The organism is Streptomyces sp. NPDC006207 (assembly GCF_040613835.1).
GTDB lineage: Bacteria > Actinomycetota > Actinomycetes > Streptomycetales > Streptomycetaceae > Actinacidiphila.
The window spans coordinates 41,240-63,151 of sequence record NZ_JBEXSX010000008.1 but is presented as its reverse complement, the minus strand read 5'-3'; the positions used below and the strand labels follow the sequence as shown (position 1 = coordinate 63,151).

Below are 21,912 nucleotides of genomic sequence, written 5' to 3'. Positions count from 1 at the left end.
GCTGATCCGTCCTCGGGCGGCGATTGGGGGTCATCGCGCGTAGACAGCCCTTGACCAGCATGATCGGGGCCCCTAGCGTCGCCGCGTCAACGAGCCCCGCAGGGCCGGGCGTTCCCCCGAAGCGCGTGGGCCCGGCCGTGCGTGCCCTCCGGCCGGATCGAAGGAGCCCCCCAGATGCCCGCAGCCAGACCGTCCGTGTTCACCCGCGGGCGCACCCGCACCCTCGCCGCCGCCGTCGCCGCGGTGGCGGCGGCCGCCACTCTCTACGGGGTCGGCGCGGCGACCGCGGACACCTCCGTGCCGCGCAGCGACAAGCAGATCCCCAACCTGACCGACGTGGTCAACGACATCAAGGCGTACTACGGCGACACCGTCGACGCCTCCGGTGAGCACCAGGCCGCGACCGACGGCAACTACGCCAAGCAGGTCGCCGGCATCGAGAAGAAGGCCCAGGACTACCTGCGGGACGCCCTCGCGAAGTCCGCGCACCACCGCCACGGCAAGCCCGCGATTGTCCTGGACGTCGACGACACGTCCCTGCTGACGTACAACTACGAGCTGGAGGTGGGCTTCAACTACACGCCGGCCTCGAACGACGCCTACATCCAGAACAAGGACATGGCCCCGGTCTTCGGCATGCCCCAGCTGGCCAACTGGGCCGCCGACCACGGCGTGACGGTCTTCTGGATCACCGGCCGCCCGGAGACGCAGCGCGCCGCGAGCGTCCGCAACCTCGGGACCGCCGGCTACACCTCCAGCGCCGACCCGGCGCACTTCTTCCTCAAGAACAAGGTCGCGACCGACTACCTGCCCTGCTCCGCCCCGACGTGGACCTGCTCCACCGTCGACTACAAGGCGGGCACCCGGGCCCACATCGAGGCGCAGGGGTACGACATCGTCGCCAACTTCGGCGACCAGTACAGCGACCTGAACGGCGGGCACGCCGACAAGTCGTTCAAGCTCCCCAACCCGATGTACTACGTGCCCTGACCGGCGGCGGGCCGCCAGCCCGCGGTGCCCGTCCCCCCGCGCGGGGGGCGGGTGCCGCGGCGCCGCGCGCGGGCCAGCCACAGGCCCCGGCCCAGCGACCACAGCACCAGCCCGGCGACCACCGGGCCGCCGAGCAGGATCGCCAGCCCGGCGCCGATGTTGGCGCCGATGACCCCGGCGGTCACCGTCCGCCAGATCGCTCCGGCCAGCAGCCCCGCCGCGAGCAGCGGCCCGATGACCTCCCACCACCGGCCGTCGAAGCGGTCCGGCCCGGGACGGGAGGCCCGGCCCAGCAGCACGGCCGCGCCGGCGGCCAGCACGGCCGCGGCCACGCCGATCGCGGTCTCCGCCCCCTCCGGGATGGCGAAGGGCCGTACCAGGTAGTCCAGTTCGGCGGGTTCGAAGCCGGCCGCGTCCTGCCGGCCCATGAGCCCCCAGGTGGCGACGGGCGTGGTCACGATCAGCGTGACGGCCGCTGCGGGCCGTATCAGGTGCCTTCGCATGACTCCATGCTCCGCCCGCGCGGTGCGGCCCGCATGAGTGCGCGTACTCATGCCGGCACGCGCGCACGCACTCAGAGCGGGCTCAGAACGTGTGGGCGTCCACCTCGGCGAGGTACCGGGCGCGCAGTTCCTCGTCGTCGTCGAGGAAGGCGGCCAGGAAGGAGTTGCGGGCGAGCCGGCGCAGGGCGTCCTCGCCGAGCGGGAGCGCACCGGCCACGGCGTCGAAGGTGTCGCCCGCGTAGCCGCCGAAGTAGGCGGGGTCGTCGGAGTTCAGGGTGACCAGCAGCCCCGCGTCGAGCATGGCGGGCAGCGGATGGTCGGCGAGGGTGTCCACGCAGCGCAGCCGCACGTTGGACAGCGGGCAGACGGTCAGCGGCACCTGGTCGCGGACCAGCCGGGCCACCAGCTCCGGGTCCTCCATGCTGCGGATGCCGTGGTCGATCCGTTCGACGCCGAGCACGTCCAGCGCCTCCCACACGTACGCCGGCGGGCCCTCCTCACCCGCGTGCGCGACCCGGCGCAGGCCCGCCGCGGCAGCGGCCTCGTAGACCGCGCGGAACTTCGACGGCGGGTGGCCGACCTCGGCGGAGTCCAGGCCGACGGCGCTGATCCGGTGCAGGTGGGGCCGGGCGGCCTCGAAGGTCTCCAGCGCGGACTCGGCCGGCTCGTCCCGCAGGAAGCACATGATCAGCCGCGTGCTGACGCCGTGCCGCTCCCGGCTGCCGTCCAGCGCCCGCGCCAGGCCCTCGACGACGGTGCCGATCGGGACGCCGCGCGCGGTGTGCGCCTGCGGGTCGAAGAAGACCTCGGCGTGCCGCACGCCCTGCGCGGCGGCCCGGGCGAGGTAGGCGTCTGCGAGGTCCGCGAAGTCCTGCTCGGTGCGGAGCACGGCCATGAGCGCGTAGTACAGGTCCAGGAAGGACTGCAGGTCGCTGAAGGAGTAGGCCTGCCGCAGCTCCTCGGTCGAGGCGTAGGGCAGGTCGACCCCGCCCCGCTCGGCGAGGGTGAAGGCGAGTTCGGGTTCGAGGGTGCCTTCGATGTGCAGGTGGAGTTCGGCCTTCGGGATGCTCACCTCGCAACCGTACAGGTCACAGGGGTGCGGACGGCTCCGGCTAGGCCTGGCGGCGCTTCGGCACGGCGACCCGGCCGAGGTCCTGGGCGACCGTCAGCTCGCCCTGGAAACCCGCGTCCCGGGCCTGGCGCTCGAAGTCCGCCGGGTCGGTGTAGCGCTGCGAGAAGTGCGTGAGCACCAGGTGTCGTACGCCCGATTCGGCCGCCACCCGGGCTGCCTGGCCGGCCGTCAGGTGGCCGTGCTCCTCGGCGAGCGCGGCGTCCTCGTCCAGGAAGGTCGCCTCGATGACGAGCAGGTCGCAGCCGTCGGCGAGGGCGTACACCGCGTCGCACAGCCGGGTGTCCATCACGAAGGCGAAGCGCTGGCCCGGGCGCGTCTCGCTCACCTCGGCGAGCGTCACCCCGTCCACCTCGCCCTCGCGCTGCAGCCGGCCCACCGCCGGGCCGGTGATGCCGTGCGCGGCCAGACGCTCCGGCAGCATGCGGCGCCCGTCGGGCTCGACCAGCCGGTAGCCGTACGCCTCCACCGGGTGCAACAGCCGGCGCGCCTCCAGCAGGAAGGCCTCGGAGTCGACCAGCACCGCGGCCTCGCCCGCCACCGGTTCCTCGCGCAGCCGCACGGTCTCGCGGTAGGCGGTGGCGTACCGCAGCCGGTCGAAGAACCGCCTGCCCGACTCGGGGTAGTGGGCGGTGATCGGGTGGGGCACCCGGTCCAGGTTGATCCGCTGGATCACCCCGGCCAGGCCCAGGCTGTGGTCCCCGTGGAAGTGGCTCACGCACAGCCTGGTGAGGTCGTGCGCCGCCACACCGGCCCGCAGCATCTGACGCTGGGTGCCCTCCCCCGGGTCGAAGAGGATGCCCTCGGCGTCCCAGCGCAGGAAGTAGCCGTTGTGGTTGCGGTGCCGGGTCGGGACCTGGCTGGCCGTGCCGAGCACGACCAATTCACGTGCGGACACCGGTGGTTATCCGGGAGGCCACTCGAGGCCACGGCCGCCCAGCACGTGGGCGTGCGCGTGGAAGACGGTCTGGCCCGCCCCCGCGCCGGTGTTGAAGACGACCCGGTAGCCGGTGCCGTCCACCTTGTCCCCGGCCGCGACCTCGCCCGCCTCCCGCAGCACGTCCGCGGCGAGCTGGGGCGCCTGGGCGGCCAGTGCGGCGGCGTCCGGGTAGTGCGCCTTGGGGATGACCAGGACGTGCGTCGGCGCCTGGGGGTTTATGTCGCGGAACGCGACCGTCGTCTCGGTCTCCCGCACGACGGTCGCGGGGATGCTCCCCGCGACGATCTTGCAGAACAGGCAGTCCGCCTGCGGTTCTCCCGCCACCTGACGCCTCCGTCCAGGGGTTGATCAGTACGTCCCGCATGCTACCGGTGCCCCTCGCGGCGGCGCGCCGGCGCGGGGCCCGGGTCGCACCGGGCCCCGCCCCGCCCACGCCGCTAGGGCAACGGGGGCGCGGTACGGGCCGGATTGGCCTCCAGCGCCTCCAGGGCGATGCGCACGGCCTCGTCCAGCTGCGGGTCGCGCCCGGCGGCCCAGTCCTGCGGGGTGTGGACGACCTCCACGTCCGGGTCGACACCGTGGTTCTCCACGTCCCAGCCCACGCCCTCCAGCCACGTGGCGTACTTCGGCTGGGTGACCAGCGTCCCGTCGACCAGGTGGTAGCGGGAGTCGATGCCGATGACGCCGCCCCAGGTCCTGGTGCCCACCACGGGCCCGATCCCCAGCGCCTTGATCGCCGCGTTGACGATGTCGCCGTCCGAGCCGGAGAACTCGTTCGCGACGGCCACGACGGGCCCGCGCGGAGCGTCCAGCGGGTAGCTGAAGGCGGGCAGCCCGCGCGGCAGGTCCCAGCCCACGATCCGCCGCGCCAGCTTCTCCACGACCAGTTGGGAGGTGTGGCCGCCGCGGTTCTCCCGCACGTCCACGACCAGACCCTCCCGGGTGACCTCCACGCGCAGGTCGCGGTGGATCTGGGCCCAGCCGGAGCCGACCATGTCGGGCACGTGCAGGTACCCCAGCCGTCCGCCGGACAGCTCGCGCACGTACGCCCGGCGCCCGGCCACCCAGTCGTGGTAGCGCAGCGGCTCCTCGTCCCCGATGGGCACGACGACGACATGGCGCACCGCCCCGCCGTCGGCCGGGCCGACGGTGAGCTCCACGGGCTTGCGCACGGTGCCGAGCAGCAGCGGGCCGGGGCCGCCCAGCGGGTCCACGGGCCGTCCGTCCACCGCGAGGATCGCGTCGCCGGCGCGGACCGCGACGCCCGGCGCGGCCAGCGGGGACCCGGCCCGGGGGTCGGAGGTCTCCGAGGGCAGCACGCGCTCCACCCGCCACACGCCGTCCGCGTCGCGGGCGAGGTCCGCGCCGAGCAGGCCCTGGCGGTTCAGCGCGTCACCGCGGCCGCCGGGCGGGGTGACGTAGGCGTGCGAGGTGCCGAGCTCGCCCGCCACCTCCCAGAGCAGGTCGACGAGGTCGTCGTGGGTGGCGACCCGGTCCAGGACGGGCCGGTAGCGCTCGCGCACGCCGTCCCAGTCGACGCCGCCCATGTCGGCGCGCCAGAAGTTGTCCCGCATCAGCCGGTGCGACTCGTCGTACATCTGACGCCACTCGGCCTGCGGGTCCACGGTGACGCGGACCCGGGAGAGGTCGACGGTCACGTTGCTGTCGGTCTCGTCGTCGGACGGTGCCGACTTGTGGTCGGCCGCCGCCACCCGCAGCCGGTGACCGGACGTCACCAGCACCTTGTTGCCGTCCCCGCTGACGGCGTAGTCGTCGGCGTCGTCGGCGATGTCCTCCACGCGCAGCTGCTTGAGGTCGTACCGCTCCAGCGCGGTGGACGGCGGCTCGGCCTCGGGCGAGGCCAGGCTCGCCCCCAGGACGCCGCGCACGGGGTGCCGGAGCCACAGGACGCCGTCCTTGGCCGCGCGCAGCGTGGAGTAGCGGGCAGCCTCCACCGGGAAGGGCACGATGCGGTCGGCCAGGCCCTCGGCGTCCACCTTGGTGACGGGGGTGCGGTGCCGGTCCTCGCCGTCCTCCTTGCGGGAGTCCTTCTTGCCCTCGTCCTGGCCGCGGTCGTCGCCGTCCTTGTCCTCGGACGAGGAGTCGACCGGCCGCCCGTGGCGCTGCGGGCCGAAGGGCGAGGGCGTGGTGGCGGCGAGCGTGATCAGGTGGGGGCGGCAGGAACCGAGGAAGGCGAGGTCGAAGACGTGCTCGTCGTAGACCGGGTCGAAGGAGCGCTCGGACAGGAACGCCAGGTGCTTGCCGTCGGCGGTGAAGGCGGGCGAGAAGTCCCGGAAGCGCAGCGGGGTCGCGTCGACGACGGTGAGGTCGGCGGTCGAGGCGAGCTTGAGCTGGCGCAGCGGGTCGGGACCGGCGTGCGACCACGCGAGCCAGGCCGAGTCGGGCGAGAAGGCGAGGCCGCTCGCGGGGCCGTGCTCGCCCTCGACGACGGTGCGGACCTCACCGGTCTGGGCCTCGACGAGCAGCACCCGGCCGTCGTGCGAGGCGACGGCGATCCGGTGGCCGTCCGGGGACACGCTCATGGACAGGACCCGGCCGAGCCGCCCCGCGGCCAGCCTGCGGGGCGCGGCAGTGCCGGAGCCCGCCGCGGGGGCGATCTCCAGCGCGTCCTCGCCCTCGGCGTCGGTGACCCAGACGACCTGCTGGTCGCCCTCGCCGCCGAACACCCGCGGCAGCCGCGTGCGCACACCCGGCTCGGCGGACAACGCCCGCGCCGGGCCGCCGCGGTGGGTGACCCAGTGCGTGGTGCCGCGGATCTCCACCGCGCTGCCACGGCCGGTGTGGTCGGGCCGGGCGTCGCCGAGGTGGTGGGCCGCGTGGACCGGGTGCGGCTGCAGGTCGGCACGCTGGCCGCCGAGGCGTACCTCGACCGGGCGGGCCTGCGCGCCGTCGAGGTCGTCCAGCAGGAACAACCGGCCGGTGCTGGTGTAGACGACGCGGGTGCCGTCGGTGGCGGCCTGCCGCGCGTAGAAGCCGCCGTCCTCCACGGCGGTGTGCCGGCGCAGGTCGCCGCCGTCGGGGAGGCTGGAGTAGAGCGCGCCGACGCCCTCGTGGTCGGAGAGGAAGGCGATCCTGTCCCCCACCCACATCGCGCACTCCAGGTTGCCGTCCAGGCCGGCGTGGATCCGCTCGAACTCCCCGTCGCCGGTGCGGTCGATCCACAGCTTGCCCGCGGTGCCGCCCCGGTAGCGCTTCCAGGCCGCGGCCTCGCGGCCCATCGTGGCCGACAGCAGCAGCACGGCCCCGTCCGGCCCGTGGGCGACGTCGCCGACCGGCCCGTACGGCAGCGTCGACGCGGGACCGCCGTCGACCGGGATCGCCCGCGCCCAGGTGCGGCGCAGCGACGCCTGCCCGGACGTGCTGATGGCCAGTACGTCGCCGCCGGGCGTCCAGCCGCGCACGGAGGTGCGGCCGCTGCCCCAGTACGTCAGGCGTTTCGACGGCCCGCCGTCGGTGGCCGCGACGTGCACCTCGGGTGCGCCGTCCCGCGTGGAGGTCCACGCGATGAGCGCCCCGTCGGGGGAGAACCGCGGATGGCCGACGGGCATGTTGTCCGCGCTGACCCGCCAGGCCCGGCCGGCGCCGTCCAGCGGGGCGGCCCAGACGTCGTCCTCGGCGGTGAAGGTGATCAGGTCACCGTGCAGGTGCGGGAAGCGGAGGTACGCGGGGTGCGAAGGCTGCGGCTGCGTCACGTCGTCACACTAACCACCCGGCGCCCTGCTGGTCAGGGGTTTTCGATCTCATTGCCCGCCGGGGGGATTCCGGCCCGGCGGCCGCCTCAGCCCCAGCGCCCGGTGCGGCCGAGCAGGAGGGCGGTCGCGGCGACGCCGGCGGTGGAGGTGCGCAGGACACTGGCGCCGAGTCGGTACGGCTTGGCACCGGCCGCGGCGAAGGCGTCGAGCTCCTCCGGGGAGACCCCGCCCTCGGGGCCGACGACGAGCACGAGGTCACCCTCGGGCGGCAGCGGGGCCACGGCGAGCGGCTCGGAGCCCTCCTCGTGGAGGACCGCGGCGAACGCCGCACCGGACAGCAGCCCGGCGATCTGACGGGTCGTCATCATCTCGGCGACCTCGGGGAACCTCAGGCGCCGGGCCTGCTTGGCGGCCTCGCGGGCGGTGGAACGCCACTTGGCCAGGGACTTGGCGCCGCGCTCGCCCTTCCACTGGGTGATGCAGCGCGCGGCGGCCCACGGCACGACCGCGTCGACGCCGACCTCGGTCATGGTCTCGACGGCGAGTTCCCCGCGGTCGCCCTTGGGCAGCGCCTGGACGACGGTGATCCGCGGGCGGGGCTCGGCCTCCTCGCGGACGTCGGCGACGGCGACCTCGAGCGTGTCCTTGCCGTCGACGGCCGCCACCGTGCCGTACGCGCCGCGTCCCAGGCCGTCGGTGAGCACGATCTCCTCGCCGACCCGCAGCCGGCGCACGGACACCGCGTGCCGCCCTTCGGGGCCGGAGAGGGTGATGCGGTCCGGGCCCAGCGCTCCGGGTTCGACGACGAAGACGGGTGCGGTCACGGCGCGGTCCTCGGGGAGCGGTGGGTCAGGGCGGCCATGCGGCCATCGTTTCACGGCACGCGTCGGCCCGCGGTCCAGGGTGTCCACCCCGGACCGCGGGCCGGTGGGCGGCCGGGCCCCGTCGGCCCGGCCGTGTCGTGCTAACGCCCGTTGAACGCGTCCTTCAGGCGGGAGAACAGGCCCTGCTGGCCCGGCTGGAACTGCCCCATGGGCCGTTCCTCGCCGCGCAGCTTCGCCAGGCGGCGCACCAGCTCCTCCTGCTCCGGGTCGAGCTTGCCCGGGGTCTGGACCTCGACGTGCACGATGAGGTCGCCCCGGCCGCCGCCCCGCAGGTGGGTGATGCCGCGCTGGTGGAGCGGGATCGACTGGCCGGACTGCGTCCCGGGCCTGATGTCGATCTCCTCCAGCCCGTCCAGGGTCTCCAGCGGGACCTTCGTGCCCAGCGCCGCGGCCGTCATCGGGATGGTGACGGTGCAGTGCAGGTCGTCGCCGCGCCGCTGGAAGACCTGGTGCGGCAGCTCGCGGATCTCGACGTACAGGTCGCCGGCGGGGCCGCCGCCGGGGCCGACCTCGCCCTCGCCCGCGAGCTGGATGCGGGTGCCGTTGTCGACACCGGCCGGGATCTTGACCGTGAGCGTGCGCCGCGACCGGATCCGGCCGTCGCCCGCGCACTCCGGGCACGGGGTGGGGACGACGGTGCCGAAGCCCTGGCACTGGGGGCACGGCCGGGAGGTCATGACCTGGCCCAGGAAGGACCGCGTGACCTGCGAGACCTCACCGCGGCCGCGGCACATGTCACACGTCTGCGCGGTCGTGCCCGGGGCCGCGCCCTCGCCGTGGCAGGTGTTGCAGATGATGGCCGTGTCGACCTGGATGTCCTTGGTCGTGCCGAAGGCCGCCTCGTCCAGCTCGATCTCCAGCCGGATCATCGCGTCCTGGCCGCGCCGCGTGCGCGAGCGCGGACCGCGCTGGGACGCCGTCCCGAAGAAGGCGTCCATGATGTCGCTGAAGTTGCCGAAGCCCTGGCCGAAGCCCGCGCCTGCGCCCGCGCCGCCGCCGTTGGCCGACAGCGGGTCGCCGCCGAGGTCGTAGACCTGCTTCTTCTGCGGGTCCGAGAGCACCTCGTAGGCGGCGTTGATCTCCTTGAACCGCTCCTGGGTCTTCGGGTCCGGATTGACGTCCGGGTGCAGCTCGCGCGCAAGACGGCGGAAGGCCTTCTTGATCTCGTCCGGGCTTGCGTCGCGGCGTACGCCGAGCACGGCGTAATAGTCCGTGGCCACTACGACTCCGCCAGGATCTGTCCGACGTAACGTGCCACTGCGCGTACCGCTCCCATCGTTCCGGGGTAGTCCATGCGGGTCGGTCCGACCACGCCGAGTTTCGCCACCGCCTCGTCGCCCGAACCGTAGCCGACGGAGACGACCGATGTGGAGTTCAGGCCCTCATGGAAGTTCTCGTGACCAATTCTCACCGTCACGCCCGAGTCCTTGGCCTCGCCCAGCAGCTTGAGGAGCACCACCTGCTCCTCGAGCGCCTCCAGCACCGGGCGGATCGTCAGCGGGAAGTCGTGCCCGAAGCGGGTCAGGTTGGCCGTGCCGCCGAGCATGATCCGCTCCTCGGTCTCCTCGACCAGGGTCTCCAGCAGTGTGGCGAGGACCACCTGGACGGAGGGCCGGTCGTCGGGCTCGAAGCCCTCGGGGAGCTCCTGCACCAGCGGCGGGACGTCGCTGAACCGGCGTCCCACCACCATGCTGTTCAGCCGGGCGCGCAGGTCGGCCAGGACGGTCTCGCCGACCGGCGCCGGGGCGTCCACCAGCCGCTGCTCCACCCGTCCGGTGTCCGTGATCAGCACGAGCATGATCCGGGCCGGGGCGAGCGCGAGCAGTTCGACGTGGCGCACGGTCGAGCGGGTGAGCGACGGGTACTGGACGATCGCGACCTGCCGGGTCAGCTGCGCCAGCAGCCGGACCGTGCGGGCCACCACGTCGTCGAGGTCGACGGCGCCGTCCAGGAAGTTCTGGATGGCCCGGCGCTCGGCGCCGGACAAGGGCTTGACGCTGGTGAGCCGGTCGACGAAGAGCCGGTAGCCCTTGTCGGTCGGCACGCGGCCCGCGCTGGTGTGGGGCTGCTGGATGTAGCCCTCGTCCTCCAGCACGGCCATGTCGTTGCGGACGGTGGCCGGGGAGACGCCGAGGGCGTGCCGCTCGGTGAGCGCCTTCGAGCCGACCGGCTCCTCGGTGCCCACGTAGTCCTGGACGATGGCACGCAGCACTTCGAGCCGTCGTTCGCTGAGCATCGCGCACCTCCAGTCGCTCGGTCACCGTGCGGGTCGTGTCGCCCCCGTGGCCTGGCACTCCTCTTCCCTGAGTGCCAGTTTTCCCCAAGTCAGTGTACGGCGGGGTGGCAAGACCTCGGCAAGGGCCGTCCACGGGTCCGGCCCGGGGGCGTCCTTGACCGGCCACCGTAGCGGGCGCGAGGCGTCCCGCGGGGATACCGTCGCGTTGTGGAGACCACACCGACCGCACCGGACTCCCCCGGCGGCTGGGAGCAGCTCGCACCGGGGGTGGCGCGGCGGCGGCTGCCCTTCCTCGACGTGACCGTCGGGGTCGTCGTCGGCGACGAAGGCGTGCTGCTGGTCGACACGGGATCCTCGGTCCCCGAGGGTGCCGGACTGCGCCGGGAGGTGCGCGAACTGACCGGACGGGACGTGACGCACATCGCATTCACCCACGGCCACTTCGACCACGTCTTCGGCGCCGCCGCCTTCGAGGGCGTCCAGGTCTTCGGGGAGATGACCCTCGACGCCTACCTCGACCGCGAGCGCTTCTCGCTGGGCCTGGACGCGGTCGAGCACGGCGCCGGCGAGGCCGAGTCCGCACGGGCCGCGGACGCCCTCGTACGCCCCGGCCACCTCGTGGACGGCTCCTACGAGCTCGACCTCGGCGGCGACCGCCAGGTCCTCCTGGTCCACCCGGGTGAGGGCCACACCACCCACGACCTGGTGGTGGTCGTGCCGGGCACGCCGGCCGTGGTCTTCTGCGGGGACCTCGTCGAGGAGTCCGGCGAGCCCCAGGCCGGGCCCGACGCCGCCCCGCACTCCTGGCCCGCGACCCTGGACCGGCTGCTGCGGCTGGGCGGCGAGACCGCGCTGTACGTGCCGGGCCACGGCGCCGTCGTCGACGCCCGCTTCGTCCGCGCCCAACGGGACGCGCTCTCCGCCCGGTTCGGATCCGCCTGAGCGGTGCGCCGCGCGGATACGATCCCTGGCATGCGCAGCCGCAACTACGACCCCGACCTTACCCCGCCGTGGAAGCGTCCCGCCACGCCCGCACCCGAGGTCGCGGCCGAACGGGACCTGGTGGTGGAGGAGGTGTCCACCGGCTACTGCGGCGCGGTCGTCCGCTGCGAGAAGACCGCCGAGGGCCCCACGGTCACCCTGGAGGACCGCTTCGGCAAGCACCGCGTGTTCCCGATGACGCCCCGCGGCTTCCTCCTGGAGGGCCGCGTGGTCACCCTCGTACGCCCCTCCGCCGCCGCCCCCGCGGCCGGCCCCCGGCTGACCGCCTCCGGCTCCCTCGCGGTCCCCGGCGCCCGCGCCCGGGTCGCCCGCGCCGGCCGGATCTACGTCGAGGGCCGCCACGACGCGGAACTGGTCGAACGCGTCTGGGGTGATGACCTGCGCGTCGAGGGCGTCGTCGTCGAGTACCTGGACGGCGTCGACGACCTCCCGGCCATCGTCGCCTCCTTCGCCCCCGGCCCGGACGCCCGCCTCGGCGTCCTCGTGGACCACCTCGTCCCGGGCAGCAAGGAGTCCCGCATCGCCGCGGAGGTCACCGGCGAGCACGTCCTGGTCGCCGGCCACCCCTACATCGACGTCTGGGAGGCCGTGAAGCCCTCCTCCGTCGGCATCCCCGCCTGGCCGGCCGTCCCCCGCGGCCAGGACTGGAAGACCGGCGTGTGCCGCGCCCTGGGCTGGCCGGAGAACACCGGCGCCGCCTGGCAGCGCATCCTGGGCGCCGTCCACTCCTACCGGGACCTGCAGCCGGAACTGCTGGGCCGCGTGGAGGAACTGATCGACTTCGTCACGGCCCCTGGCTGAGTCAGTCGACCAGGTCCCGGACGACGGCGTCGGCGAGCAGGCGGCCGCGCAGGGTGAGGACGGCGCGGCCCTCGCGGTAAGGACCGGTCTCCAGGAGGCCGTCCCTCACGGCGAGCTCCGCGGCCCCGGCACCCGCCGGGGCCAGCAGGTCGAGCGGGCAGCCGTCGGACAGCCTCAGCTCCAGCAGGATCCGCTCCACACGGCGGTCCTCCGCCGCCAGCACCTCACGGCCCGCCCCGGGACTGCGGCCCTCCGCGAGCGCCGCCGCGTACGCCGCCGGGTGCTTGACGTTCCACCACCGCACCCCGCCCACGTGGCTGTGCGCGCCCGGCCCGGCGCCCCACCAGTCCGCGCCGGTCCAGTACAGCTCGTTGTGGCGGCACCGGGCCGCGTCCGAGGTCGCCCAGTTCGACACCTCGTACCAGCCGTAGCCGGCCGCCGCCAGGCGCTCCTCCGCGATCAGGTAGCGGTCCGCATGCACGTCGTCGTCCGTCATCGGCACCTCGCCGCGCCGGATCCTGCGCGCCAGCTGCGTACCCTCCTCCACGATCAGCGCGTACGCCGACACGTGGTCCGGCCCCGCGCCGATCGCGGCGTCCAGCGACGCCCGCCAGTCCTCGTCCGACTCCCCGGGCGTGCCGTAGATCAGGTCGAGGTTGACGTGCTCGAACCCCGCCGCCCGCGCCTCCGCCACGCACTGCTCCGGACGGCCGGGCGTGTGCCGCCGGTCCAGCACCTGCAGCACGTGCGGCCGGGCGCTCTGCATCCCGAACGAGACCCGCGTATACCCCCCGGCCCGCAGTTCCTCCAGGTACGCCGGGTCCACGGACTCCGGGTTCGCCTCCGTCGTGACCTCCGCGCCCTCCGCCAGGCCGAACTCGTCACGGATGGCCCCCAGCATCCGGGCCAGGTCCGCGGCCGGCAACAGGGTGGGGGTCCCGCCGCCCACGAACACGGTCTCCACGCGGCGGGGGTCGTCGCCCAGCACCTTGCGGGCCAGCCGGATCTCGTCGACCAGGGTGTCCGCGTAGTTCTCCCGGGAGGCGAGCACGCCGCCGGTGCCGCGCAGCTCGGCGGCGGTGTAGGTGTTGAAGTCGCAGTAGCCGCAGCGGGTCGCGCAGTACGGGACGTGCAGGTAGAACCCCAGCGGGCGGGACTCCGCGCCGCGCAGGGCGGTCGGCGGGAGCGCGCCGTCCTCAGGCATGGGCTCCCCGTCGGGCAGTACGGATGGCATGCGTCCCATTGTCCGCCATTCCCTCCGAGGGCGGTTCCGGTCCCCTCGTGTGCGGCCCGGTGGACGTGTGCGGGTGCGTCGTGGTTGCGGTTCGGGGTTTCCCCGCCGCCCGCCCTCCCCCAGCCTTCGGCCGGGGGGGGACCCCCATCCGGCGCGGTCAGTGCGGGCCTGCGCATCGTGTGCCTGGGTCGGGGCCGCGCCGGCGCACGTCCTCAGCGCTCGCGGTTTACGTCCGCATCATTCGGCGCCCGGGTCCGCCGCTCGTCGCTTCCGGGCGCACCCCGCCACACCCCCTCCGGTTGTCGGGGCGCATAGCGGCCGGTGGGGATTCAGAAGGGCACTTGCGGCAACCCCGGACCGCCTCCTCACCCCATCCGGCCGTTAGTCGCCCAAGCCGGCAGGAGGGTGTGTGGCGGGGTGCCCCCATGGGGGCACCCCGGCCGAAGGCTGGGGGAGGGCGGGAGGGTGGGGGAGAAACCGCAACCGCAACCACAACGGCGCCGCACACAACAACGGGCCGCAAGGGGCACCCCCCGCACACAGCGAACGCACCCTCACTGGGCCTGAAGCACAAGCACCGCGAGATCATCATCCGGCGGCGCCACGTCGTACTCGTGCACCGCCCGCCGGACCCGCTCCGCCACCCCCGCCGCCCCCAGCCCGGCGCACGCCGCGAGCACGGCCGCGAGCCCGTCGTCGTCGTCGAACTGACGGCTCCCGTTGCGCCGCTCCGTCACCCCGTCCGTGACGCACAGCAGCGTGTCCCCGGGGGCCAGCCGGAACGATTCGCTGCGGTACCGCGCGTCGTCCGTGATCCCGAGCAGTATCTGCGGCGCCGCCGCGGGCCGTACCGCGCCGCTTCCCGTGAGGAGCAGCGGAAGGGGGTGCCCGGCGCTGGCCAACGTGCACAAGGCACCGCCACCCGCCGCGCCCTCCCCCGCCCCCTGCGGCCCGTCCGGACCCTCCGGGACGATCTCCCCGTACAGCAGGGACAGGAAGCGCGGCCCCGCGTCCCACCCCGGCCCGAGCGCGTCGCCGAGCGTGGCGGCCGCGGCCTCGTCCGACAGCGCGCGGTTGAGCCGGTCGAGGACCTCGGCGACGCCGTACCCCTCGCGCGCGAGGAGCCGCATGACGGGCCGGGCGAGGCCGGTGACCGCGGCGGCCTCGGGGCCGTGGCCCTGGACGTCGCCGAGGGCGAAGCACCAGCGGCCGCCGCCCGCGGGGAAGAGGTCGTAGAAGTCGCCGCCGACGACGTCGGCACGCGTGGGCTCGTAGACGACGGCCGTGTCGACGCCCGGCACCGCGCCGAGCCCCGCGGGCAGCAGGCCGCGCTGCAGGACCCGGCTGATCATGGCCTGCCGCGTGTACTGGCGGGCGGTGCCCACCGCGAGGGCGACGCGGCGCGCGAAGTCCTCGATGAGACCGATGACCTCGTCGGGGAAGCGCATCAGCCCCGTGCGTCCGAGGAGCAGCGTGCCGTGCCGGCGGCCCCCGGTGACCAGGGGGCAGGCGAGGGCCGCGCCGACCGCTTCCGCGCCGTGGGCGACGGCGGGCCACGGCCAGGGCACTGCGCCGGGGCGGGAGCCGGGCGGCGGCGGTTCCTTCTCCAGCACCATGCGGAGCGCGTCGATGCGGCCCTCCGCCGCGTGCCAGACGCGCGCCAGGCGCGGCTCGGAGCCCTCGGGCCCGTCCCCGGTGAGCCAGACGGCGCACCAGTCGGCGAGCCGGGGCACCAGCAGCTGCCCGGCGAGGGAGGCGACCATGTCCTCGTCGAGCTGCCCGGCCAGCAGGTCGGAGGCCTCGGCGAGGAAGGAGAGCGAACCACGGTTGATCCACTCGCTGTCGTACCGCCGCGGGAGGCGGTGCGCCATGGGCGCGAGGATCTCGGTGGCGCGCAGTCCGCGCAGCAGGGCTCCCTCGGCCTCGGGCGCCGGCGGCAGCGTCTCCCCGGGTCCGCGGGCGGCGGCCAGCCGGCACCAGATGGTCTTGAGGTCGCGCCGGTAGGTGATGCCCCACTCCTCGGAGAGCGCGGAGACGAGCTGCAGGCCGCGCCCGCCGTCGCGGCCCTCGCGGGCGAGTTCGGCCCGGTCGCGGACGACCCGGGCGGGGTGGTGGTCGGAGACCTCGACGACGAGGCCGCCGTCCTCGCGTGCGCCGGGTGCCGCGCTCTCCAGCCGGCAGAGCAGCTCGACCGTGGTGCCGGCGTGGATGACCGCGTTCGTCACGAGTTCGCTCACGAGCAGCACCGCGTCGTCCACGAGGTGGTCACCGATGCTCTCGGCCGACCAGGGCTCCTCGGTGGTCCACTCGGCCAGCGCGGCGCGGACGAACTTCCGTGCCGCGGAGGCCGCCAGCTGGTTGCCGGGCAGGCTGGTACGGGAAACGAACTCCCGTGGCATGGAATCTGGCCCCACTGTGCGGCTCCCGAGCAGATCCGGCATTGCGCCCTTAACGGCACGCACAGCGTGACAGACTGAGCGCGCTCATAAGCGCCGAGTCACCGAAGAAGGCCGTCATGGCTCTTAAATCGGCTGTTCCCGCCCCGAAAACCGCGACTCCTGCGCGTCCGCGTGTCGTCGACCCGCCGCCGGACGGTGAGTGGATACGCGCGGCGGAACTGCGGCCGCTGCTCACGGCGATGCGCTCCCTGTGCGACGGCGACTTCCGGGTGCGGCTGGGTGACGGTGCCGAAGGGGCGCTGGCCGAACTCGCCGGAACGTTCAACCGGATCGTCGCGCGGGAGCAGCACTTCTCCGCCGAACTGGGCCGGGTCAAGCGGGAGGTCGTACGCCGGGGCAGGCTGGACGAGCGGCTCGCGGACAGCCCGGGCCAGGGGTCCTGGGCGATGAGCGTGCAGGCGGCGAACTCCCTGATCGACGCGCTGGTCATCCCGGCGGCGAACGCCACCCGGGTGCTGGACGCCGTGGCGGACAGCGACTTGACGCAGCGGGTGGACCTGCACGACGGCAGCCGGCCGCTCCGCGGGGACCTGCGCAGGCTCGGCCGGGCGGTCAACCGCATGGTGGACCAGCTCTCGCTGTTCACCGGTGAGGTGACCCGGGTCGCCCGCGAGGTCGGCACCGAGGGCCGGCTCGGCGGCCGGGCCAAGGTGCGCGGGCTCTCGGGCAGTTGGCGGGACGTGACCGAGGCGGTCAACACGATGGCCGCCCGGCTGACCGCCCAGGTCCGCGGCATCGCGCTGGTAACGACGGCGGTGGCGAACGGCGACCTGTCGAAGAAGATCACGGTCGACGCCCGCGGCGAGATCCTGGAGCTCAAGGACACCATCAACACGATGGTCGACCAGCTCCGCGGCTTCGCGGACGAGGTGACCCGGGTCGCCCGCGAGGTGGGCACCGAGGGCCGGCTCGGCGGCCGCGCCCAGGTCCGCGGCGTCTCCGGCGTCTGGAAGGACCTCACCGACAACGTCAACTTCATGGCCGACAACCTGACCTCCCAGGTCAGGAACATCGCCCAGGTCGCCACCGCCGTCGCCCAGGGCGACCTGTCGAAGAAGATCGACGTGGACGCGCGCGGCGAGATCCTGGAGCTGAAGACGACCATCAACACGATGGTGGACACGCTGTCGTCCTTCTCCTCCGAGGTGACCCGGGTCGCCCGTGAGGTCGGCAGCGAGGGCCAGCTGGGCGGCCAGGCCCGGGTGGAGGGCGTGTACGGCACGTGGAAGCGCCTGACGACGGATGTGAACGAGCTGGCGTCCAACCTGACCACCCAGGTGCGGGCCATCGCCGAGGTGGCCTCCGCGGTCGCCCAGGGCGACATGTCGCGCAGCATCGCGGTCGAGGCGCAGGGCGAGGTCGCCGAGCTGAAGAACAACGTCAACCTGATGGTGGCCAACCTCCGCGAGACCACCCGCGCCAAGGACTGGCTGGAATCCAACCTGGCCCGCCTGGCCGGCCTGATGCAGGGGCACCGTGACCTGATGGAGGTCGCGGACCTCATCCTGCGCGAGCTGACCCCGCTGGTGAACGCCCAGTACGGGGCGTTCTTCCTGGCCCAGACCGACGCCGGCCGGAGCGGCACCGCCCAGCCCCGGGCGCCGCGCGGGCTGGCCTTCATCGCCGGGTACGGCTCGGCGCAGGGCGCCACGGTGGACACCCCGGGCATGCCAGGACACGGGCTGGTGCGGCAGGCGGCGCTGGAGAAGAAACGCATCCTCGTGGAGGAGGCGCCACCCGACTACATCACCATCACCTCGGGTCTCGGCGAGGCCGCCCCGACCAGTGTCGTGATCATCCCCATCCTCTTCGAGGACGAACTGCTCGGCGTCATCGAACTGGCCTCCTTCTCCCGCTTCTCCGACGTCCACCTGGCCTTCTTCGACCAGTTCGTCAGCACCATCGGCGTGGCGATCAACACGATCATCGCCAACTCCCGCACGGAGTCCCTGCTGTCGGAGTCCCAGCGGCTCGCCCAGCAGTTGCAGGAGCGGTCGGACGAACTCCAGCGGCAGCAGGCCGAGCTGCAGCGCTCCAACGCCGAACTGGAGGAGAAGGCGGCCCTGCTGGCCACCTCCTCGCAGTACAAGTCGGAGCTCCTGGCCAACATGTCGCACGAGCTGCGCACCCCGCTCAACTCGCTGCTGATCCTGGCCCGGCTGCTCGCGGACAACCCCGACGGCCATCTGTCGGAGCAGGAGGTGCACTTCGCCACCACGATCCACCGCTCCGGCTCGGACCTGCTGCAGCTGATCAACGACATCCTGGACCTGTCGAAGATCGAGGCGGGCCGCATGGACGTCCGTCCCAAGAAGCTGCCGCTGATCAAGCTGCTGGACTACGTGCACGCCACCTTCCGCCCGGTCACCCTCGACCGCGGGCTCACCTTCGACGTCGCCGTGGGCGAGGACGTGCCCCGCGAGATGTTCTCGGACGAGCAGCGGCTGCAGCAGGTGCTGCGCAACCTGCTCTCCAACGCGATCAAGTTCACCTCCCAGGGCCGGGTGGAACTGCGGGTGGCGCGCTGCGAGGGCGCCGACGACCTGATCGCCTTCGCCGTGCGGGACACCGGCATCGGCATCCCCGGCGAGAAGCTCCCGGTGATCTTCGAGGCCTTCCAGCAGGCCGACGGCACCACCAACCGCAAGTACGGCGGCACCGGGCTGGGGCTGTCCATCAGCCGGGAGATCGCCGGGCTGCTCGGCGGCCGCATCGTCGCCGAGAGCGAGCCCGGCCGGGGCAGCACCTTCACGCTGTACGTCCCGGCGGTGTACGCGGGCCACGGCGGCGCCGGCGAGCCCGAGCCGCAGCACGGCCCCGCGGGCGGCGGAGCGGAGGCAGGAGGCGGCCCGGTGCCCGTGGCCGCCGCGTACGACGCCGAGCGCCGGACGTCCGGCCCGGTCGCGCCGGGGGACACCTGGCCCACCTCGAACCGGATCGACGAGTGGCGGGACGGCCGCACCGGCCGGGTCCTGGCCGGCAACCGCGTGCTCATCGTCGACGACGACATCCGCAACGTCTTCGCCCTCACCCACGTCCTGGGCCGGATCGGGATGCCCGTCCTGTACGCGGAGAACGGCCGCGAGGGGATCGAGACCCTGGAGCGGAACCCCGACGTCGCCCTCGTGCTGATGGACATCATGATGCCCGAGATGGACGGATACGAGACGATCGAGGCCATCCGCCGCACCCCGCGCTTCGCCGAGCTGCCGATCATCGCCCTCACGGCGAAGGCGATGCCGGGCGACCGGGAGCGCTCGATCGCCTGCGGCGCCAACGACTACGTGCCCAAACCGGTCGACGTGGACCGGCTGCTGCACGCGGCGCACCTGCTGCTCGACCCCGACGCGGGCCGGGACGGCGAACGGTCCTGCCCCGGCGGCCCCGACGGCCCCACGAGGCCCACCTCGTGACCCCGGGCGGCACCGCCACGGTCACGGGGAAGGCCGGCATCCTCCTCGTGGACGACATGGAGGACAACCTGATCGCCCTGGAGGCCATCCTCGGCACGCTCGACCAGCCGCTGGTGCGCGCCCGTTCCGGGGAGGAGGCGATGAAGGCGCTGCTGCGCCAGGAGTTCGCGGTGGTGCTGCTCGACGTCCTGATGCCGGGCATGGACGGCTTCGAGACCGCCGCGAACATCAAGCGCCTCGACCAGACCAAGGACATCCCGATCATCTTCCTGACCGGGAACGACCTGGACACCACCTTCGCCTTCCGCGGCTACGCCACCGGCGCGGCGGACTACCTCACCAAGCCCTTCGACCCCTGGGTGCTGCGCGCCAAGGTGACCGTCTTCCTGGAACTCCACCACAAGACCCGCCAGTTGCGGGGCCTTCTGGAGCGCGACCGGGACCGGCTGGAGGCGATCGAGCAGCGCCTCGCGGCCGTCGAGCGGCAGCTCGCCGCCGACGGCCGTCCGGACGTCACCGCGCTCGCCCGCCGCGTGGCCCGGCTGGAACACACGCTGCGCGACGTGGACCTGCCGGGCCCCCGGGTGGGTGACTGAGACGCTCAGTCCTCCCGCGTGCCGGCGTACATGTCCTCGATCAGGTCCTTGAACTCCCGCTCCACGACCGGCCGCTTGAGCTTCAGGCTCGGGGTGAGGTCACCGTGCTCGACGTCCAGGTCGCGCGGCAGCACGCGGAAGGTCTTGATCTGCTGCCAGCGCTGCAGGTCCGCGTTGACCCGCTGCACGTAGCCGTCCATCAAGGCCCGCACCTGCTCGGAGCCGACGACCTCCGCGTAGGGCTTGCCCTCCAGGCCGTTCTCCTTCGCCCAGCCGAGGATCGTGGGCTCGTCGAGGGCGAACAGCGCGGTGCAGAAGTTGCGGTCGGCGCCGATCACCAGGACGTTGCTGATGAACGGACAGGCGGCCTTGAACTGGCCCTCGACCGCGGCCGGCGCGATGTACTTGCCGTTGGAGTTCTTGATGATGTCCTTCTTGCGGTCGGTGATCGTGAGGTAGCCGTCCGCGGAGAGCTCCCCGATGTCACCGGTGTGGAACCAGCCGTCCGACTCCAGCACTTCGGCCGTCTTCTCGGGCAGCCCGTGGTAGCCCTGCATGATGCCGGGGCCGCGCAGCAGGATCTCGCCGTCCTCCGCGATGCGGACCTCGGTGCCGGGCAGCGGCTTGCCGACGGTGCCGGTCCGGTAGGCCTCGCCGGGGTTGACGAAGCTGGCGGCGCTGGACTCGGTCAGGCCGTAGCCCTCCAGGATGTGGATGCCGGCGCCGGAGAAGAAGTAGCCGATCTCCGGGGAGAGGGCGGCCGAGCCGGAGACGCAGGCGCGCAGCTTGCCGCCGAAGGCGTCGCGGAGCTTGGCGTACACCAGGCGGTCGGCGACGGCGTGCTTGGCGGAGAGCCCGAAGGGCGCGCCGGCGTTGCCGGTGCGACGGCGGTTGTCCTGGGTGACCTTGGCGTACTCGCGGGCGACCTCGACGGCCCACTTGAAGATCCGGTACTTCGCCGCGCCGCCTGCGCGGGCCTTGGCGGCGACACCGTTGTAGACCTTCTCGAAGATGCGCGGGACGGCGGCCATGTAGGTGGGCTGCACGACCGGCAGATTCTCGATGATCTTGTCGACGCGGCCGTCGACCGCGGTCACGTGGCCGATGGTGATGTGCCCGGCGGTCAGCACCTTGCCGAAGACGTGCGCCAGCGGCAGCCAGAGGTACTGGACGTCGTCCGCCTCCAGCAGGCCGTTCGCCTGGATCGCGCGGGCCATGTACGCCCAGCAGTCGTGCGGCAGCCGCACGCCCTTGGGGCGGCCGGTGGTGCCGGAGGTGTAGATGAGGGTGGCCAGCTGGTCCTTGGTGATGTCGCCCACGGTCTTGCGGACGGCCTCGGGGTTCTTCTCCAGGTAGACCTTGCCGCGCTGCTCCAGCTGGGCCAGCGAGAGCGCCCACCCGTCCTCCCCGAGGTCGGCGTCCTCGGCGTCCACGACCACGACGTGGGCCAGTTCGGGCAGCTCGGCACGGCGCTCGACGGCCTTGGCCAGCTGCACGGCGTTCTCGGCGATCAGCACCCGGCTGCCGGAGTCGGCCAGGATGAAGGCCGTCTCGTCGGCGTTGGTGCTCGGGTAGACGGTGGTGGTCGCGGCGCCGGCGCAGAGCACGCCGAGGTCGGCCAGGATCCACTCGACCCGGGTGGCGGAGGCGATGGCCACCCGCTCCTCGGGGCGCACCCCCAGGTCCATCAGGCCCGCGGCGATGGCATGGACCCGGTCCGCGGCCTGCTTCCAGGTGAGCGACCTCCATTCTTCCGGACCGCCGTCGGCCGACGGCACCGGGAAGCGGTACGCCTCGGCATCGGGCGTCGCCTCGACGCGCTCCAGGAACAGGTTCGCCACGGAGGGCGGCCGGTTCTCGATCAAAGTCTGCGTGTCGGTCACGACAACCTCCGGGGGCCCGCCTCTTTGCTGGGTGACTCGCGAGTAACTAACGAGTGGTGATCAGAGTAGGGAATCGGCGCCCGCTTGGTAAGGGGCCGCGGCCACCGCGATGCAACCGTGACGACCGGA

Annotated in this window: 16 protein-coding genes; 5 read left to right on the top strand and 11 right to left on the bottom strand. The window is 73.3% G+C overall.

What is annotated here, in order from left to right; translation table 11 throughout:
* The first annotated feature begins 174 nt into the window (after positions 1–174).
* Positions 175–990 (top strand): HAD family acid phosphatase, encoded by an 816-nt coding sequence (locus tag ABZ312_RS08310; RefSeq protein WP_500322999.1) that lies wholly within the window; start codon positions 175–177, stop codon positions 988–990.
* On the opposite strand, the gene ABZ312_RS08305 is transcribed toward ABZ312_RS08310, so the two are convergent.
* The 8 genes from ABZ312_RS08305 to hrcA all read right to left on the bottom strand — a co-directional run bounded on the left by ABZ312_RS08305 (position 978) and on the right by hrcA (position 10,395).
* On the bottom strand, positions 978–1,493 hold the full coding sequence (locus ABZ312_RS08305) for a hypothetical protein (RefSeq protein WP_500322998.1): 516 nt from the start codon (positions 1,491–1,493) through the stop codon (positions 978–980). The two genes, ABZ312_RS08310 and ABZ312_RS08305, sit on opposite strands and share 13 nt — an antisense overlap.
* Before the next feature lie 82 nt (positions 1,494–1,575).
* Complete coding sequence (locus ABZ312_RS08300; RefSeq protein ID WP_500322997.1) at positions 1,576–2,565, bottom strand: adenosine deaminase; 990 nt, start codon at positions 2,563–2,565, stop codon at positions 1,576–1,578.
* Positions 2,566–2,605: 40 nt separating this feature from the next.
* The gene (locus ABZ312_RS08295; RefSeq protein ID WP_500436863.1) at positions 2,606–3,520 is read right to left on the bottom strand and encodes a ribonuclease Z; all 915 of its coding nucleotides are present in this window, start codon (positions 3,518–3,520) and stop codon (positions 2,606–2,608) included.
* A 6-nt stretch (positions 3,521–3,526) separates the two neighbouring features.
* Complete coding sequence (locus ABZ312_RS08290) at positions 3,527–3,886, bottom strand: histidine triad nucleotide-binding protein (protein ID WP_500322995.1); 360 nt, start codon at positions 3,884–3,886, stop codon at positions 3,527–3,529.
* 113 nt (positions 3,887–3,999) lie between these two features.
* The gene (locus ABZ312_RS08285; protein ID WP_500436861.1) at positions 4,000–7,275 is read right to left on the bottom strand and encodes a S41 family peptidase; all 3,276 of its coding nucleotides are present in this window, start codon (positions 7,273–7,275) and stop codon (positions 4,000–4,002) included.
* An 86-nt stretch (positions 7,276–7,361) separates the two neighbouring features.
* A complete protein-coding gene (locus tag ABZ312_RS08280; protein ID WP_500436857.1) occupies positions 7,362–8,099 on the bottom strand; it encodes a 16S rRNA (uracil(1498)-N(3))-methyltransferase in 738 nt (245 codons plus the stop codon).
* A gap of 140 nt (positions 8,100–8,239) precedes the next feature.
* A complete protein-coding gene (gene dnaJ, locus ABZ312_RS08275) occupies positions 8,240–9,379 on the bottom strand; it encodes a molecular chaperone DnaJ (RefSeq protein WP_499511827.1) in 1,140 nt (379 codons plus the stop codon).
* Positions 9,379–10,395, bottom strand: coding sequence for a heat-inducible transcriptional repressor HrcA (gene hrcA / locus ABZ312_RS08270; RefSeq protein ID WP_500322990.1), 1,017 nt, complete (start codon positions 10,393–10,395; stop codon positions 9,379–9,381). The genes dnaJ and hrcA overlap by 1 nt, the downstream gene beginning before the upstream one ends.
* Before the next feature lie 207 nt (positions 10,396–10,602).
* Between hrcA and ABZ312_RS08265 the strand changes: the two genes are divergently transcribed.
* The gene (locus tag ABZ312_RS08265) at positions 10,603–11,337 is read left to right on the top strand and encodes an MBL fold metallo-hydrolase (protein WP_500356971.1); all 735 of its coding nucleotides are present in this window, start codon (positions 10,603–10,605) and stop codon (positions 11,335–11,337) included.
* Positions 11,338–11,367: 30 nt separating this feature from the next.
* Positions 11,368–12,198 (top strand): DUF3097 domain-containing protein, encoded by an 831-nt coding sequence (locus ABZ312_RS08260; RefSeq protein WP_500322988.1) that lies wholly within the window; start codon positions 11,368–11,370, stop codon positions 12,196–12,198.
* Position 12,199: 1 nt separating this feature from the next.
* Here ABZ312_RS08260 and hemW read toward each other — a convergent pair whose 3' ends face one another.
* Together hemW and ABZ312_RS08250 are read right to left on the bottom strand one after the other, a co-directional pair.
* Positions 12,200–13,432, bottom strand: a complete 1,233-nt coding sequence (gene hemW / locus ABZ312_RS08255) for a radical SAM family heme chaperone HemW (protein ID WP_500356973.1) — start codon at positions 13,430–13,432, stop codon at positions 12,200–12,202.
* Between the two features lie 554 nt (positions 13,433–13,986).
* The gene (locus ABZ312_RS08250) at positions 13,987–15,831 is read right to left on the bottom strand and encodes a SpoIIE family protein phosphatase (protein ID WP_500436855.1); all 1,845 of its coding nucleotides are present in this window, start codon (positions 15,829–15,831) and stop codon (positions 13,987–13,989) included.
* 116 nt (positions 15,832–15,947) lie between these two features.
* Here ABZ312_RS08250 and ABZ312_RS08245 point away from each other — a divergent pair, with 116 nt between their 5' ends.
* Positions 15,948–19,304, top strand: coding sequence for an ATP-binding protein (locus ABZ312_RS08245; protein ID WP_500436854.1), 3,357 nt, complete (start codon positions 15,948–15,950; stop codon positions 19,302–19,304).
* Between the two features lie 56 nt (positions 19,305–19,360).
* Positions 19,361–19,900 (top strand): response regulator, encoded by a 540-nt coding sequence (locus ABZ312_RS08240; protein ID WP_500323060.1) that lies wholly within the window; start codon positions 19,361–19,363, stop codon positions 19,898–19,900.
* 5 nt (positions 19,901–19,905) lie between these two features.
* Here ABZ312_RS08240 and ABZ312_RS08235 read toward each other — a convergent pair whose 3' ends face one another.
* On the bottom strand, positions 19,906–21,783 hold the full coding sequence (locus ABZ312_RS08235) for an AMP-dependent synthetase/ligase (protein WP_500322983.1): 1,878 nt from the start codon (positions 21,781–21,783) through the stop codon (positions 19,906–19,908).
* Positions 21,784–21,912: the final 129 nt, after the last annotated feature.

Coding starts and splice junctions, on each gene's coding strand:
- ABZ312_RS08260 (WP_500322988.1), top strand. CDS start 11,368: ATGCGCAGCCGCAACTACGACCCCGACCTTACCCCGCCGTGGAAGCGT.
- ABZ312_RS08240 (WP_500323060.1), top strand. CDS start 19,361: ATGGAGGACAACCTGATCGCCCTGGAGGCCATCCTCGGCACGCTCGAC.
- ABZ312_RS08250 (WP_500436855.1), bottom strand. CDS start 15,831: ATGCCACGGGAGTTCGTTTCCCGTACCAGCCTGCCCGGCAACCAGCTG.
- ABZ312_RS08310 (WP_500322999.1), top strand. CDS start 175: ATGCCCGCAGCCAGACCGTCCGTGTTCACCCGCGGGCGCACCCGCACC.
- hrcA (WP_500322990.1), bottom strand. CDS start 10,395: ATGCTCAGCGAACGACGGCTCGAAGTGCTGCGTGCCATCGTCCAGGAC.
- hemW (WP_500356973.1), bottom strand. CDS start 13,432: ATGCCATCCGTACTGCCCGACGGGGAGCCCATGCCTGAGGACGGCGCG.
- ABZ312_RS08245 (WP_500436854.1), top strand. CDS start 15,948: ATGGCTCTTAAATCGGCTGTTCCCGCCCCGAAAACCGCGACTCCTGCG.
- ABZ312_RS08305 (WP_500322998.1), bottom strand. CDS start 1,493: ATGCGAAGGCACCTGATACGGCCCGCAGCGGCCGTCACGCTGATCGTG.